Source organism: Rothia sp. ZJ1223 (assembly GCF_016900985.1).
Lineage (GTDB): Bacteria > Actinomycetota > Actinomycetes > Actinomycetales > Micrococcaceae > Rothia.
Window position 1 is genome coordinate 348,804 of sequence record NZ_JAFEUT010000002.1, and the last position, 16,007, is coordinate 364,810.

Genomic DNA, 16,007 nt, shown 5'->3' on the forward strand with positions numbered 1-16,007 from the left:
AAATACCGTGTCTGTATCAACTCAGTGGTGGCAAGAACCTGTTATCTACCAGATCTACCCTCGTTCTTTTCAGGATTCTAACGGTGACGGCGTCGGCGACATCCCCGGTATCACCACCCGCATGCCTTACTTAGCCAACCTCGGCATTGATGCTATCTGGCTCTCACCCGTCTACAAATCCCCCAATGATGATAACGGCTACGATATTTCGGATTACCGCGACATTATGGATGAGTTCGGCACCATGGCAGACTTTGATGAGATGCTGAAGGTAGCCACCGAGCACAACATCAAAATCGTAATGGATCTGGTAGTCAACCACACCTCAGACGAACACGAATGGTTTGTGCAGTCCCGTTCATCAAAAGACAACCCCTACCGCGACTACTACATCTGGAAGGACGCGGTTGGTTTCGAAGAAGATGGCACCCCGATTCCGCCCACTAACTGGGTTGCAGCTTTCTCCCCTTCAGCTTGGGAATGGGACGAAACCACCGAGCAGTTCTACCTACATCTTTTCTCCAAGAAGCAGCCCGATCTGAACTGGGAGAACCCCAAGGTACGCGAAGAAGTCTACGATCTTATGCGTTTCTGGCTCGATAAGGGTGTGGCGGGCTTCCGTATGGACGTCATTAACCTCATCTCCAAAGACCAGTCATACCCTGATGATCCGGCGGTAGCCGCTGGTGCTAAAACAGACTCGCTGGTGATGGCTGCTAACGGTCCGCGCGTCCACGAATTCCTCAACGAAATGTACCGTGAGGTACTGAGCCACTACCCCATTATCACTGTCGGTGAGACTCCTTTCGTTACCACCGCCGACGGTCTGCTCTACACCGGTTTTGACCGCGACGAGTTGCAGACCCTCTTTCAGTTCGAGCATATGGGCGTAGACTCCAACCCCGATGCGAAACTGGGCAAGTGGAATGACACCCGCTTTGAGCTGGTGGATCTCAAACGCATCCTCTCCAAGTGGCAGGACGACCTTTCGGGCAAAGCCTGGAACGCCCTGTACTGGAACAACCACGACCAGCCCCGCGCTGTCTCTCGATTCGGTAGCGATTCCCCCGAGCACCGCGTCCGCTCGGCAAAGATGTTGGGTACTACCTTGCACTTTATGCAGGGCACCCCCTACATCTACCAGGGTGAAGAGCTGGGCATGACCAACGTCTTCTTTGATGACATCAAGGACTACAACGACCTTGAAATCCACGACTCCTACGAAAAACTCGTGGGGTCGGGCGCTGTTAGCCACGACGATATGATGCGTTATATCTCGGCATCAGGGCGAGATAATGCCCGTACTCCCATGCAGTGGGATACCACCGAGAACGCCGGGTTCACCACTGGCAGCCCCTGGCTCAAGCTCAATCCGCGCTACACCGAAATCAACGCCAAAGAAGCGTTGGCAGATGAGAACTCGGTGTTCTACCACTACAAGAAGCTCATCGAGCTGCGCCACGCGCACCCCATCGTGGTCAATGGCACTTACAAGCTACTTGATGCTGATGACAACCAGGTTTACGCCTACCTTCGTTACGGTCAGGGTGAATCTGAGGGGCAGGTACTGCTCGTTATCAGCAACTTTACCGATGCAGAACTCGAACGCGACTACGGTTACGACCTCACCGAGGCCCAACTACTAATCAGCAACTACGAGGACGCTCCCGCCGGCAACACCTTGCGTCCCTACGAATCCGTAGTGTTCGCGTTCAAGGCATAAACCCTACCTTCATCTCCGGGGCAGTGTATGAGACCCTGCCCCGGAGACTTCTTATTTTCTGCTTTTAGCTCTTACTCTCTTCTTCGAAAGGAAGACCCCGTGGCTCACACTTCAAACGCAGGTAAACAGTGGTGGAAAGAAGCAGTCGTCTACCAAATCTGGCCCCGCTCATTCCAGGATTCAAATGGCGATGGCATCGGTGATATCCCCGGCATCACCTCCCGCATTCCTTACCTCGCGGAACTCGGCATCAACGTCATTTGGCTCTCCCCCGTTTTCGGCTCACCGAACGACGATATGGGCTACGATATCAGCGACTACCACGCCATCATGACCGAATTCGGCACCATGAACGACTTCGATCGCTTGCTCACCACCGCTCATGACAACGGCATTAAGATCCTCATGGACATGGTTGCCAACCACACCTCAGACGAACACGAATGGTTTGTGCAGTCCCGTTCATCCAAAGACAACCCCTACCGCGATTTCTACTACTGGCGCGATTCTTCAGGCACCGATGAGAACGGTAATCCGCTGCCTCCCAATAACTGGGGCTCAGAATTCGGCGGACGAGCCTGGGAATACGATGAAACCACCGACCAGTGGTACCTGCACATGTTCTCCCAAAAGCAGCCAGACCTCAACTGGGAGAACCCAAAGGTACGCGAAGCTATCTACGAGATGACCCGCTGGTGGTTAGATAAGGGCATCGACGGATTCCGCCTGGACGCCATCAACATCATCTCCAAGCCCGAGGGTCTACCCGATGACCCCTCCGTAGACCCCGCCAAGCACAGCTCGTCCATTCCCTTTGTGATCGAAAACGGTACCAGGGTACACGAATGGATGCACGAAATGAACCGCGAAGCCTTCTCGCACTATGACTGCATGACTGTTGGCGAGATGAGTGCAACCCCACCCGCCGAAGCCATCCAGTACGCAGGTTTCGAATCTGATGAGCTGCACATGATCTTCCACTTCGAGCACATGGGCGTAGACTCAGACCCCGAAGCTGGCATGGGCAAATGGTCCCTACAAAAATTCGATCTGCGCGAGCTCAAAGAAATTCTCAATTCATGGCAAACTGAGCTCGCAGGCAAAGCGTGGGGTTCGCTCTACTGGAACAATCATGACCAGCCCCGCGTTGTTTCCCGCTTCGGCAACGATGCCGAAGAATACCGTGAACTCTCCGCCAAGATGCTTGCCACCGTCCTTCACTTCATGCAGGGCACCCCCTACATTTACCAGGGCGAAGAAATCGGCATGACCAATGTACAGTTCGATAGCATCGAGGACTACAAAGACCTTGATTCTATCAACTTCTACCACGACATGGTGACCGAGCAGGGCACTCTCACTCACGAGCAAGCCATGGAACTTATCTACGCCAAGGGACGCGATAACGCACGCACACCTGTTCAGTGGGATTCAACAGAATACGCAGGATTTTCCACCATTGAGCCCTGGATCGGTCTTAACGATAACTACCCCACTGTCAACGCAGCCGATGCCCAAGACCGCGAAAACTCGGTCTTTGCTTACTATCAGCAGCTCATCAAGCTCCGCCGCGGTGAACTCAAAGAGCATATGGTCTACGGCACCTTCGTCCCCCTCGATACAGAGGACGCCGATGTCTACGCCTACGAACGTCACGCGGACAACGGCGAAAAGCTACTTATTATCGCTAACTTCACCGACCAGGAACAAGAGCGAACCTACGAGCTCGCAGCACACAACCCCCAGCTGGTCATCAGCAACTACTCAGATGATGCCCACCAAACGCTGCGCCCCTATGAGGCGAAGGTTTATAAAGTCCTTAGCAACTAACAACCACCATTACGCGCAAAAACCTTGGTAAACCCGCAAAAACCACCTAAAATAAGATGACTCGTAGTAGGGGACTTCCCTAACTCGTACCACGAGCAGCTTTACGGTGAAATCCCCATGACTACCGTAAAGCAACCATCCGGTGTGAATGTATGAGAAGACACTCATAAAAAGGATGCCAAAGGCCTCGCCCCCTTCACTAGGAGCGAGGCCTTACGGTTTTCCCCTACTCAGAAGTGACCATCAGAAGTAGGGGGTGACCGCTAAAAGTAATGCTGACCGTACATCTAGCGGTCAGCATTACTTTTGGCGGTCACCAGTAGATAACTAGACCGACAGAATCAGAAAAACTGAACAAAACAAAAGGAGTCGGCTCACGCCGACCCCCTTCTAGCCTCGCCGCTTCGCTGTGCTCGGCATCAATAAAAGCAATTTTTGTTTCGGCCACTGGCCGAAAATTGCTTTTATTCCCATTCAATCGTTCCCGGCGGCTTCGACGTCACATCCAAAACCACACGGTTAACTTCACGAACCTCATTCGTAATACGATTCGAAATCTTCGCCAGCACATCGTACGGCATACGCGTCCAGTCCGCCGTCATCGCATCCTCAGACGACACCGGACGCAACACAATCGGATGACCATACGTACGACCATCACCCTGCACACCCACCGAACGAACATCAGCCAACAACACCACAGGGCACTGCCAAATCTCTTCATCCAAGCCAGCAGCAGTCAGCTCCTCACGAGCAACCGCATCCGCCGCACGCAAAATATCAAGGCGCTCACGAGTCACCTCACCAATAATGCGAATACCCAAACCGGGGCCAGGGAACGGCTGACGCGCCACAATCTTCTCAGGCACACCAAGCTCACGACCAATCGCACGCACCTCATCCTTGAAAAGGGTACGCAACGGCTCCACCAGCTCAAAAGTCATATCCTCAGGCAAACCACCCACATTGTGGTGAGACTTGATATTAGCGGCGCCCTCACCGCCACCCGACTCAACAACATCCGGGTACAAAGTACCCTGAACCAAGAACTTAATATCGCCGCCGTCCTCTGAAGCCTCCTCAATCAGCTTGCGTTGAGCAGTCTCAAAAGAACGAATAAACTCGCGACCAATCGCCTTACGCTTAGTCTCAGGATCAGTGGTGCCAGCCAAAGCGTCCAAGAAACGCTCCGACTCATCAATGGTCACAATCTTAATGCCCATAGTCGATGCGTAATCATTCTCAACCTGCTCACGTTCACCCTCACGCAACAAACCATGATCAATGAAGAAGCAGGTCAGCTGATCGCCCACAGCCTTATGAACCAGCGCAGCAGCAACAGAAGAATCAACGCCGCCCGAAAGAGCACAAATAACGCGGTCACTACCAACCTGCTCGCGAATCTTCGCGACCTGTTCCTCAATGATGTTGCCCGTTGACCAGGACTTCTCCAAACCAGCCACGTTGAACAAGAAGTTCTCTAAAGCAACCTGACCGTAATCAGAGTGCTTCACCTCAGGGTGCCACTGCACGCCACCGAACTTACGCTCGGTATCAACGAACGCCGCAACCTGAGCACCGGGGGTCTGTGCCAACACGGTGAAGCCTTCAGGTGCCTCAGTTACAGAGTCACCGTGTGACATCCACACGTTCTGAGTCTGCGGGGTACCCGTCAAGAACGACGAATCGGCAGCGCACAAAGTCGCATCAGTTGCGCCAAACTCACTCAAACCAGTCTGTGCAACGGTGCCGCCCAAAGTATGAGCCATCACCTGAAACCCGTAGCAAATGCCGAAGACAGGAATACCTGCCTCAAACAGAGCAATATCACCAGAAGGAGCGCCCTCAGCATAAACCGATGAGGGGCCACCCGAGAGAATCACAGCAGCCGGGTTTTTAGCCAGCATCTTCTCGGTAGACATGGTGTGAGGAACGATTTCGGAGTAAACTCCGGCTTCACGGACGCGGCGAGCAATCAGCTGCGCGTACTGTGCACCGTAGTCAACAACAAGTACCGGGCGCTCTTCGAGCTCAACGGTATTTTCTGCGTTGGTCACTTGTTTTGCCTTAGTGTCAATGAGTTGCGTTCAAGCGTTACAACCGCTCAAACATGGATAAAACAATTCTAAGCTACAACACCACAAGATGCAGTAGCCGCAAGCTACCAGGAGTCGAGGCTCCTAGTAGCGTTTAAGCGCCTGCGGATTAGCTTCCACTAAGGCAAGAGTTTCCTGGTGAATCTTTTTCTCCACGATGAAAGAGAGGAAGGGCACCACACCGCCCAAAGCCATCACAATCAGCTGAGCAATACCCCAGCGCATCAGCAACCACAGACGCAGGCACGACAACAGATAAATCACGTAGAACCAACCATGAATAATCAGAATCCACGTTGAGATGTTCAGACCGCCCGTCAAGTTACCGGTCTCAAGGTTCAGCCAACCCAAGGCGACAGTCTCGCCAGTGGCAGCATCCGTAGCACCTGCTACCAGGTCATAACCGAAAACGTAACGAGAAATCATCTCAGCTACCAGAAGCAACAAGAAAGTGCCCGAAATCCAAGCGCACCACTTATAGAAAGTCAGCGCCGACCTAATCTGCGACTCGGTACCGCCAAATTTCTTTCGCACCGTAAAACCGCCGCGTCCGTTACTGACTCCGCCTTCGCCAAGAGTTACTTTTTTACCGTCGGTACGTTCAACGGGACCAACCGGTTTTTGATGATCTGCTACCACCTATGGCTCACTTTCTGCTAGTTTTATGCTCGATAATGCGGGTTAGAAACACCCAAAGACGTTGAGGTTGTTACACCTGGTACCTCATCAAAGAAATAATATTTTTGATCCGCGGGGTCCCAGTAATAGTAGCGACCGCTCTCTTCATCTTTGAAATATTCGCCGTCGTACTCAAAATATTGGGCGGGATCTTCCTGTTTCTCTACGGAATCTTTGAGCATACGCCACCATAGATAAAGAGCAAAGCCTGCAAAAACTATCCACTCCAGAGAGTAAAAGATATTGAGCCAATTGAAGCTGGCGTCTTCAACCTGGTGCGGTTTAACAGGGCGGACATTCTCGTGAGCACCTATAATCGTGGCGTCCGCTACGATAGTTCCCTCATCGGTCAGTAGAAGTTCTTCGCCCTGCGGCACCTCAGTGGCAGCGGTAAGAATAGAAGAGTAAAGGGGCACCTGCCACAAATTACTAAGGTAGGCAGTCGCTACAGACCCCAGGACGCGCTCCCCCTCACCCTCCAGAGAATTTGAACGTACGGGGGCTTCATTGGGTACTACGCGCCCTGCCACAGTAATCTTTCCTACAGGATCAGCAGGTACATCATCCGCCGTCGCAACCCAGGCACGGGCAACAGCAATGCTACGCGTAGCGCTGGAGGTAGCCAGCTCAACTTGCTGACCGTCCTCGGGCACAAACTGGCTCACCACCCAATACCCGCGCTGATCCCCGTCATAATGATTGGCTACTAAATACGAAGACCCTGGCACGTAGCTACCTGTTGCCTTCACCACGGTATCTGATTCTCGCGCAATCAACGGAGCATTCGCTTTCATCACCTCCGTGTAAGCGCGCACCCTATCTTTATCAGGGTCAGCGTACACACGGTTAGAAATCGATGCGTTGAGCTGCCAAGCAGAAAGCATGACGAACGCGGTCACGAGCGCAAGAACTAACGCCAAGAAACCGAGCCAGCGCGGGGTAAGAGCCTGTTTTATCACCTTTCTACCCTATCGCTTTTTTAAGGAAAAAATCCCCGCCTACTGTTGAGAGCTCAACTATAGTAAGCGGGGAATTTTCTTCAAACGGGGTATTTACAGCCAGGTTCCCTAAGCGGTGTACGGGGTCAGCGTAACCTCTGAACGCTGGAATGATTTCAGGTCAGTGTAGCCGCAGGTTGCCATAGCACGCTTAAGCCCGCCCACGATGTTCGAAGTACCATCGACGTGGTGAGAAGGACCGTAGAGAACTTCTTGTAGGGGACCAACAGTGCCCAAAGGAGTACGGATTCCGCGAGGGTACTCGGGGCTGTGTGCCTCATTGCCCCAGTACAAGCCCTTGCCCGGTGCCTCTTCAGCACGCGCCAGGGGAGCACCAATCATCACAGCGTCAGCGCCAAGAGCCAAAGCCTTGACCATATCGCCTGAGCGACCCAAACCGCCATCAGCAATCACATGAACATAGCGTCCGCCTGATTCATCCAAGTAGTCTGAACGCGCAGCAGCAACATCAGAAATAGCAGTTGCCATCGCCGCGTGAATGCCCAGGCCGCGGCGGGTAGTTATAGCAGAACCGCCGCCAAAACCAACCAGGACGCCCGCAGCGCCAGTACGCATCAGGTGCATCGCCGGAGTGTAGCCCGCAACGCCACCAACGATCACCGGCACATCGAGCTCGTAAATGAACTTCTTGAGATCTAGCGGTTCGCGGTTCTTCGACACGTGCTGAGCAGAAACGGTAGTGCCACGAATAACAAAGATATCGACGCCGGCTTTGAGCACGGTCTCGTAGTGTTCCTGAATGTTCTGCGGGGTCAGCGAACCGGCAACAATCACGCCAGCATCACGCATCTCTTCTAAACGAGCGCTAATAAGCTCAGGCTTTATGGGCTCATCGTAAATCTGCTGCATCCGAGAGGTCGCCACCGTGGAATCTTCAGAGGAGATAGCTGTAATCTCATCCAGCAGAGGCTGGGGGTCTTCGTAGCGAGTCCACAGACCCTCCAGGTTCAACACTCCCAAACCGCCAAGCTCCCCCAGAGCTATAGCGGTTGCCGGTGACATCACCGAGTCCATAGGAGCACCCAAAATCGGGGTGTCGAATTTGAAAGCATCAATCTGCCAAGAGGTATCGACATCTGACGCATCACGGGTACGACGGCTAGGCACCAGAGCAATATCGTCCAGTGAGTAAGTGCGGCGGGCACGTTTTGACATGCCAATTTGAATATCGCTCACGCGGTTTTCCTTTCTGACCTCAACACTGCCCCGCTCACCTCCACGCCTATACGAGCAGCGGGCGGGCGCACAAAGTGAGGGCTACTGCCTTAACGGCGGTAGTTGGGAGCTTCGACGGTCATCATGATATCGTGCGGGTGTGATTCTTTCAGACCCGCAGGGGTAATACGAACGAACTTACCCTTGTACTTAAGTTCTTCAATATTGCGTGACCCCACGTAGAACATGGTCTGACGCAGACCACCCTCTAGCTGGTGCAACACTGCTGACAGCGGACCGCGATAGGGCACCTGACCTTCGATACCCTCAGGAATCAGCTTTTCTTCGCTTGAAACGTCAGCTTGAAAATAGCGATCCTTCGAGAAGGATTTGTTGCGACCGCGGGTCTGCATCGCACCCAAAGAACCCATTCCACGATAAGCCTTAAACTGCTTACCATCAACAAAAATCAAATCGCCGGGTGACTCTGCGGTGCCAGCCAACAAGGAACCGAGCATGACAACATCAGCACCGGCTACCAAAGCCTTGCCGATTTCGCCCGAGTGCTGCATACCGCCGTCCGCAATCAAGGGAACGCCCGCGGGAATAGCTGCCTTCGCGGACTCATTGATAGCAGTAATCTGAGGCACCCCCACACCTGCGATGATACGGGTGGTGCAAATTGAGCCAGGACCTACACCAACCTTCACCGCATCTGCGCCAGCGTCGATAATCGCCTGGGCACTGGCACGGGTAGCTGCCTGACCACCAATCACATCAACGTGCGCAGCAGCTGGATCTTTCTTAAGGTGAGCAATCATATCGAGCACGCCCTGGGAATGGCCGTTAGCGGTATCCACAAACAAGGCATCTACACCAGCGTCAATCAAGGTCATCGCGCGCTCATAGCCATCACCGAAGAAGCCGATCGCTGCACCGGCACGTAGACGCCCCTCATCGTCCTTAGTGGCACGGGGGTACTGCTCAGTTTTGATGAAATCTTTGACGGTAATCAGACCGGTCAGCTTACCCTCATCATCAATCAGGGGCAGTTTCTCAATCTTGTTATCTGCCAAGAGCTTGAAAGCGTCTTCTTTGGGCATGCCCTCACGACCGGTAATCAGACCTTCGCGCGTCATAATGTCACGGACGAGGGTGGTTTCGTAATCAGTTTCGGTCAAGTAGCGAATATCGCGGTTGGTAATGATACCCACGAGCACGCCCTTGTCATCAACAACAGGCAGACCCGAGATACGGAAGTGACCACACAGCTGATCAAACTCCTCAATAGTGGCATCGGGGCCGATAGTCACGGGGTTGGTAATCATGCCCGATTCGCTGCGCTTAACGCGGTCAACGTGCATCGCCTGATCTTCAATAGAAAGGTTGCGGTGGATAACACCCATGCCGCCCAAACGCGCGATAGCAATCGCCATTTCTGAGTCAGTCACGGTGTCCATCGCCGCCGAAATAATCGGAGAATTCAGGGTAATGCGCTTTGACAGCTTAGTGGTGGTATCAGCGTCAGAAGGAATCACGTCGGTGTTGCCAGGAAGCAACAGAACATCGTCATAGGTGAGACCGGTAAAACCGAAGGGATCGTCAGCGAGAGCTGTGGGGGTGGTCATTGAACCTTGTACCTTTCAAAGGGGCACGCGCAGGAAAACCGGCACGATTACAGTCTTAGTCTCATCATACCGGGGCATGACCTTAGCTGCACTGTCTTGAGCTTCAGCGGGTGTGTTGAACTATCTGCCACCGACGACGCTAGAGGTGAGAAGCCCCCATGCCCAGCGCGGCAAGCAATCTAGTAGAAAAGATGCTGTGTGCCGAGTCGGTAAAAGTCTTGGTCAGATGCGAATCGTCTCTGTAGGTGTACACGTTGCCCACGGTGGATGGGCATTTCTGCTCGGGGCAAATAACATCTGTCATATCAACAGTAGAGAAATTATCGTACTGTTCAGCTAACGGTTGCAGAGGGTTCTCGCTGGCAGCAAGCTCAGAATCATACTCACACAAGCTATCTGTTCGAGTTTCGCAATCTGCGTGAGGTACCCAGAACCTAGGATTATCGCGCAAAGCAACCAGCTCAATACCCTGAGCCTGCACATGCTGAATGTACCCCTCAAGCTCGCTCGGCAGGTACTCCCCCGCGTTCTCGCGCACTGACACAGTGCCCACTGTCACCACCGCATCCGGTGCCTCACCATCAATAAAAGCCTTGGCTGGCCCAATCCACTTGTTGCAGCCAGGGTCGCCGGTATTAGCCGAGGGTTCAAACATGTAGCAGTCGTTGTACTGCAAAAAACGCAGGTTCCAGTGGTATTGCTGGGCAAGAGCGTGCAGGTTATCTATCCACTGCTCCATGTGGGAATTACCCACGGCAATCACAGTTTGGGTAGCTTCATCCTCGGGGGTGTATATCTGGTGGCAGTTATTGGAATCAAGCCCGTAGCTTTCGCTCACGGCAATATCGCAGCGAGTATCAATCAGCGGACGGTCGTCAAAACGCTGAACGGAGAGGGGCAGGTTACCGGGGTTTTCTGCTCCCCGGTAGGTGTATGTAACGTCAAAAATTTGAGCGCCCGGGTTATCTAACTCAGCTCGCGCCAGTAGCTGCTCGCTTACTCGATGGTTGTGCTGCGACCAAGCGCCCACAACACCGGTGACAACGCAACTTACCAAAGCAACAAAAGCCACCCCGCGGTAAGCAGCAGCGTTCAGCCACCTCCACTCCCGTATAGGGGTTTCAATAAGCCGTGTGAGCAGGTACGAGACGCCCAGCGATACCGCAAAGAGAGCAATGCCCGCCCAAAAACCAGCTTTTTCTAAGTTAGCGGTGTAGAGGTAGAACACCAGCAGAGGCCAATGCACCAGGTAAAGCCCGTACGAATAGTGAGCCAACCACAAAAGGGCGGGGTGAGAGAGAAAACGATCAGCGCCAAAGACGCTGTGGGTGTTGCCACCAACCATCACGAAGGCTGCGGCAAGAGTGGGCCACAGGGCATAAAATCCGGGAAACCTGCCCTCAACATCAAGCACCAGCGCGCAACTGATGATGGCTACAACCCCAACCCAGCCCATCACCAGACGTAACCATCGCGGTGCCGAAATGAAAGGAAGGGCAACCGCAACAAGCGAACCTAGAGCAAACTCCCACAAGCGCGCGTAAGTTGTGAAATAAGCAGCTTGCTGGTCTGAACCGGTGAGTCCAACGGAATAAGCCAGAGAAACAGCAAAGATAATACCGAAAACTGTAAGAAGTAAAGGACGCACCGGCAACCGCAGATAGCGCACCAGCACCCAGCATCCTGCGAACACCAGGGGCCAGAGAATAAAAATTTGCCCCTGCATCGATAGCGACCAGAAATGACGCAACGGCGAGGCTTCAGAAGAGTCAGCTGCGTAATAGTCCGTTAGGTTCTGAATATTCCACCAGTTATTGCGGTAGAAAATAGTAGCAACTGCTTCATCCATAATGCCGTTCCAACGGGGCTGCGGCAAGAATATCCAGGTTCCTGCCAGCACCAGCATCACAGTCACTGCCGCCAACGGCACAATACGAGTAAAGGTACGCACCCAGTAAGACAAGATAGCAGACACAAAAACAGGCTCACCGCGCTCCAACTTACGAGCAAAAGAACCCGTCATCAAAAAAGCCGAAATCAGCAGGAAAACATCCACACCCCCAGAAACCTTGCCAAACCAAAAATGGTAGGCAGCAACCAGAGTCAGTGCGAGCGCCCTGAGACCTTGAATTTCGGGGCGAAAAACTGTTTCAGTGGGTTTAGGTGTGGTCGGTGATGTCATCTACCTGAGTATCGCGAACTGTGGGTGAACAAAAAGCAACAGGTGTTAGGTTACTCCCTGTATCTGGAGTGCGTGGGCTACGACAATAGAAAACCCGCCCTTTGTGACTAAACACAAGGGGCGGGATTCTTATCGCTGGTGAAACAGTAGAAGCCTACTTTGAAGTGTTCTCTTCTGTTTCAGCGGGTTTCTCAACGACCAGTGTTTCGGTGGTAAGAACCAGCGCGGCGATAGAGGATGCGTTCTCAAGAGCTGAGCGGGTGACTTTCACGGGGTCAATCACACCGGCTGCGATGAGGTCGCCGTATTCGCCGGTCTTGGCGTTGAAGCCTGACCCCAGTGGCATCTCAGCGACCTTCGAGGTGACAACGTAGCCGTCATGACCTGCGTTTTCAGCGATCCAGCGCAGAGGCTGCACGAGAGCTCGACGTACGATGTCCACGCCGGTCTGTGCGTCCTTGGAGGAAAGCTCAAGACCGTCCAGTGCTTGGAGGGCGTGAACCAGCGCGGTACCGCCACCTGCTACGATGCCCTCTTCAAGAGCTGCACGGGTGGATGACACTGCGTCTTCGATGCGGTGCTTTCGTTCCTTAGCTTCGACCTCGGTTGCAGCGCCCACCTTAATGACGCCGACGCCACCGGCGAGCTTTGCCAGACGCTCTTTGAGCTTCTCCCGGTCCCACTCAGAATCTACGCGTTCTATTTCAGCACGGAGCTGGTCTACGCGCTCGGCAACGTCTTCAGAGGATCCGCCGCCTTCAACGATGGTGGTGTTGTTCTTGGTGACAGTGATACGGCGCGCTGAGCCCAGCTGTTCCATAGTCACTGCGTCCAGGGAGATACCGAGTTCGCCGGTAATGACGGTAGCACCGGTGAGAATCGCCAGATCCTGCATGATTGCCTTGCGGCGTTCACCAAAGCCGGGGGCTTTGAGAGCAACCACGTTGATGTTGCCGCGCAGCTTGTTAACCACCAAGGTTGACAGAGCTTCGCCCTCAACATCTTCAGCGATGATGGTCAAAGGCTTCTTAGCCTGAACGACCTTCTCAAGAACGGGCATCATCTCTGCAACGGTTGAGATTTTGCCCTGGTAAATCAAAACAGCGCTATCTTCAAGCACAGCTTCTGCACGCTCAGGGTCAGTGACGAATGAGGGTGACAGGTAGCCCTTATCGAACTGCATACCCTCGGTGACCTCAAGAGCGATCTCAGTGGTTGAGCCGTCTTCGATGGTGATAACACCGTCCTGACCAACCTTTGAGAAGGCCTCTGCCAGCAACTCACCGATTTCGGGTGATTGGGCAGAAATCGCCGCTACGTGGGCAACTTCGTCGCCCTCTACCGCACGAGCGTTCTCGAGCAGACGCGCAGATACAGCCTTCACAGCAGTTTCAATGCCGCGCTTGATTTCACCGGGTGCGGCACCTGAGGTCACGTTACGCAGCCCCTCAGTCACCAGCGCCTGTGCCAGCACAGTTGCGGTGGTGGTGCCATCACCGGCGACATCGTTGGTGCGGGTTGCTACCTCTTTAGCCAGCTGAGCACCCAGATTCTCGTAAGGGTTCTCCAACTCAATTTCGCGGGCGATAGAAACACCGTCATTGGTAATAATGGGAGCGCCCCACTGCTTATCAAGAACCACGTTACGACCGCGGGGGCCGAGGGTTACCTTGACAGCATTGGCGAGCTTATCGACGCCTGCCTGCAGATGCTTGCGGGCGTCATCATTGAATTCCAGCTGCTTTGCCATGAATTCTTATGCCTCCTTCACGAAGGAAATAGGTCAAAGGCTTTACTTGGTAACTACAGCCAGTACGTCACGTGCTGAGAGAATCAGGTACTCTTCAGCGCCGTACTTAACTTCGGTGCCACCGTACTTTGAGAAGATGACAACGTCGCCTTCTGCAACGTCAACGGGAATACGGTTGCCCTTATCGTCAACGCGACCGGGGCCAACAGCGATAACGGTTGCTTCCTGCGGCTTCTCTTTTGCGGTGTCGGGGATCACCAGACCTGAGGCAGTGGTCTGCTCAGCTTCTTTGATCTGAACAACAATGCGGTCTTCCAAAGGCTTAATGCTTGCCATGGGATTACTCCTTGGTGAAAATGTACGAACAGTTTGGGCACTGCCCACATCTGTATGCTCGATAGACCATGCCTGTCGTCGCGGTGCCAGAAACAGCCCATCATTAGCACTGTAGGCAGTCAAGTGCTAACTAAACTTTAGAACCGTCCACGCACCAGGGTCAAGACGGGAGCAGTTCTTTATGGCTGTGGGCATAACTGTATTCGCTACCCTGTACCGTACGATTATTGGTGTGAGCGCTTTACCCCATCATTTACCCATCATATCTGCCGATGCCATCGAACTATCAGGTGAGCACCAAGACCTCATAGCTTCTTTAGTGCCCTACAATGCCGATCAGACGTTGCACGCAGTAACCTCTCTACGAAAAGCTGGGATAGACGCCGAAACATCAGCTTTCCTGCTCTCTCAGGCAAAGCTACGCACTAAAGCTCAGGCAAAGTTTGGTGATTTAGCCCATCACTTACTCCTCACTGACGCCGGTTTAGAGCAGGCAACCAGAGCCGCCGTTGCCGCTGCTCACGCACGTCGTTTTGCTGAAGCCGGTATTGAATCGGTTGCCGATTTGGGCTGCGGCATAGGTGCTGATTCTCTTGCTTTCGCGCGTGAGGGCTTGGCGGTGACAGCTGTTGAGCTTGATGCCGAAACCGCAAAAATTACCGCCCACAACCTCAGCGGCTACCCCACAGCCCAGGTGATACAGGCTGATATCACAGCCCTCAATGTTGAATCACTGACTGATACCCAAGGACGCGCTGTTCAGGGGCTGTGGTTAGACCCGGCACGACGCGAGGTAGAGGGTGGAACCACTTCTAAACGAGTCTGGGATGCAGAAGCCTTTTCTCCCCCACTCTCCTTTGTTCGGCAACTAGCTGCCCGCGGTATACCCATGGGCGTCAAGATGGGACCGGGTATTCCACACGATCAGATTCCCGCAGAGTGCGAGGCTCAGTGGGTGACGCACGCAGGTTCACTGGTCGAAGTCATTCTTTGGTTCAACGCTCTTGCACGCCCCGAGGTAGGTCGCGCGGCAACGGCGCTCTCCGATAATCCGGTGACCCCGCGCGTCCTGGGTGAAATTGTTGCCCACCACGATGAAGCACCTGCCGACGAGGTACCACTTGCACCGGTGGGCGATTTTATCTACGAACCAGATGCGGCGGTTATTCGCGCCGGTCTGGTGGCTCCACTAGCTAAAGCACTCGGCGCGCACCTCATCGACCCGAATATTGCCTACCTAACCACACATCACGAGGTGGAATCCCCTCTAGTTACCGGCTACCGGGTGCGAAGAACACTGCCCCTGCACGAAAAACACCTCAAAAAATGGGTCAAGGAAGAAGGCATCACCACCCTCACCATCAAAAAACGAGGGGTCGATATTGTGCCAGAAACCCTGCGCAGCAAACTTCTCGCCGGGGTCAAGAAAAAGAAAGGTGCAGTAAAAGCCGCAACCCTGATAGCCACCCGCATCGGCACCGGCAACAACTCACAGCGCTTTGCCCTCTACGTTGAGCCGCTACCATTTACTGCCGCACCGTCACACAAAGCAAAATAGCAGACCCTCAATGCCACGATTTTTTTCGTTCACCAGCACCAGTAAACTACGA

General features: G+C 53.6%; 11 protein-coding genes. 3 read left to right on the forward strand and 8 right to left on the reverse strand.

Translation table 11 applies throughout. From position 1 onward, the window contains the following. Positions 1 to 7: 7 nt before the first annotated feature. The gene (locus tag JTP09_RS03960) at positions 8 to 1,723 is read left to right on the forward strand and encodes an alpha-glucosidase (RefSeq protein WP_204877134.1); all 1,716 of its coding nucleotides are present in this window, start codon (positions 8 to 10) and stop codon (positions 1,721 to 1,723) included. 27 nt (positions 1,724 to 1,750) lie between these two features. Beyond that, positions 1,751 to 3,553 carry an alpha-glucosidase gene (locus JTP09_RS03965; protein WP_204877135.1) on the forward strand — a complete coding sequence of 601 codons (1,803 nt, stop codon included), beginning with the start codon at positions 1,751 to 1,753 and terminating at the stop codon, positions 3,551 to 3,553. Positions 3,554 to 4,017: 464 nt separating this feature from the next. Here the strand turns inward: JTP09_RS03965 and guaA are convergent, their stop codons facing one another. The 8 genes from guaA to groES form a co-directional block, all read right to left on the reverse strand. Continuing rightward, a complete protein-coding gene (gene guaA / locus JTP09_RS03970) occupies positions 4,018 to 5,610 on the reverse strand; it encodes a glutamine-hydrolyzing GMP synthase (protein ID WP_204877136.1) in 1,593 nt (530 codons plus the stop codon). Between the two features lie 123 nt (positions 5,611 to 5,733). Beyond that, positions 5,734 to 6,288, reverse strand: a complete 555-nt coding sequence (locus JTP09_RS03975) for a DUF3817 domain-containing protein (protein ID WP_204877137.1) — start codon at positions 6,286 to 6,288, stop codon at positions 5,734 to 5,736. A gap of 23 nt (positions 6,289 to 6,311) precedes the next feature. Beyond that, positions 6,312 to 7,286 carry an SURF1 family cytochrome oxidase biogenesis protein gene (locus JTP09_RS03980; RefSeq protein ID WP_204877138.1) on the reverse strand — a complete coding sequence of 325 codons (975 nt, stop codon included), beginning with the start codon at positions 7,284 to 7,286 and terminating at the stop codon, positions 6,312 to 6,314. A 108-nt stretch (positions 7,287 to 7,394) separates the two neighbouring features. Continuing rightward, positions 7,395 to 8,522, reverse strand: a complete 1,128-nt coding sequence (locus tag JTP09_RS03985; RefSeq protein ID WP_204877139.1) for a GuaB3 family IMP dehydrogenase-related protein — start codon at positions 8,520 to 8,522, stop codon at positions 7,395 to 7,397. Between the two features lie 89 nt (positions 8,523 to 8,611). Beyond that, positions 8,612 to 10,129, reverse strand: coding sequence for an IMP dehydrogenase (gene guaB / locus JTP09_RS03990; RefSeq protein WP_204877140.1), 1,518 nt, complete (start codon positions 10,127 to 10,129; stop codon positions 8,612 to 8,614). A 139-nt stretch (positions 10,130 to 10,268) separates the two neighbouring features. Next, a complete protein-coding gene (locus tag JTP09_RS03995) occupies positions 10,269 to 12,311 on the reverse strand; it encodes an acyltransferase family protein (RefSeq protein WP_204877141.1) in 2,043 nt (680 codons plus the stop codon). Between the two features lie 154 nt (positions 12,312 to 12,465). After that, positions 12,466 to 14,061 carry a chaperonin GroEL gene (groL, locus tag JTP09_RS04000; protein WP_204877142.1) on the reverse strand — a complete coding sequence of 532 codons (1,596 nt, stop codon included), beginning with the start codon at positions 14,059 to 14,061 and terminating at the stop codon, positions 12,466 to 12,468. 42 nt (positions 14,062 to 14,103) lie between these two features. Next, positions 14,104 to 14,397, reverse strand: coding sequence for a co-chaperone GroES (gene groES, locus JTP09_RS04005; RefSeq protein WP_204877143.1), 294 nt, complete (start codon positions 14,395 to 14,397; stop codon positions 14,104 to 14,106). Between the two features lie 181 nt (positions 14,398 to 14,578). Between groES and JTP09_RS04010 the strand changes: the two genes are divergently transcribed. Then, positions 14,579 to 15,955 (forward strand): class I SAM-dependent methyltransferase, encoded by a 1,377-nt coding sequence (locus tag JTP09_RS04010; protein ID WP_204877144.1) that lies wholly within the window; start codon positions 14,579 to 14,581, stop codon positions 15,953 to 15,955. Positions 15,956 to 16,007 lie beyond the last annotated feature (52 nt).

What these genes read in the sequence shown, in the direction of transcription:
- JTP09_RS03965 (WP_204877135.1), top strand. Translation starts at nt 1,751, where the DNA reads ATGAGACCCTGCCCCGGAGACTTCTTATTTTCTGCTTTTAGCTCTTAC.
- guaB (WP_204877140.1), bottom strand. Translation starts at nt 10,129, where the DNA reads ATGACCACCCCCACAGCTCTCGCTGACGATCCCTTCGGTTTTACCGGT.
- JTP09_RS03995 (WP_204877141.1), bottom strand. Translation starts at nt 12,311, where the DNA reads ATGACATCACCGACCACACCTAAACCCACTGAAACAGTTTTTCGCCCC.
- groL (WP_204877142.1), bottom strand. Translation starts at nt 14,061, where the DNA reads ATGGCAAAGCAGCTGGAATTCAATGATGACGCCCGCAAGCATCTGCAG.
- groES (WP_204877143.1), bottom strand. Translation starts at nt 14,397, where the DNA reads ATGGCAAGCATTAAGCCTTTGGAAGACCGCATTGTTGTTCAGATCAAA.
- JTP09_RS04010 (WP_204877144.1), top strand. Translation starts at nt 14,579, where the DNA reads ATGGCTGTGGGCATAACTGTATTCGCTACCCTGTACCGTACGATTATT.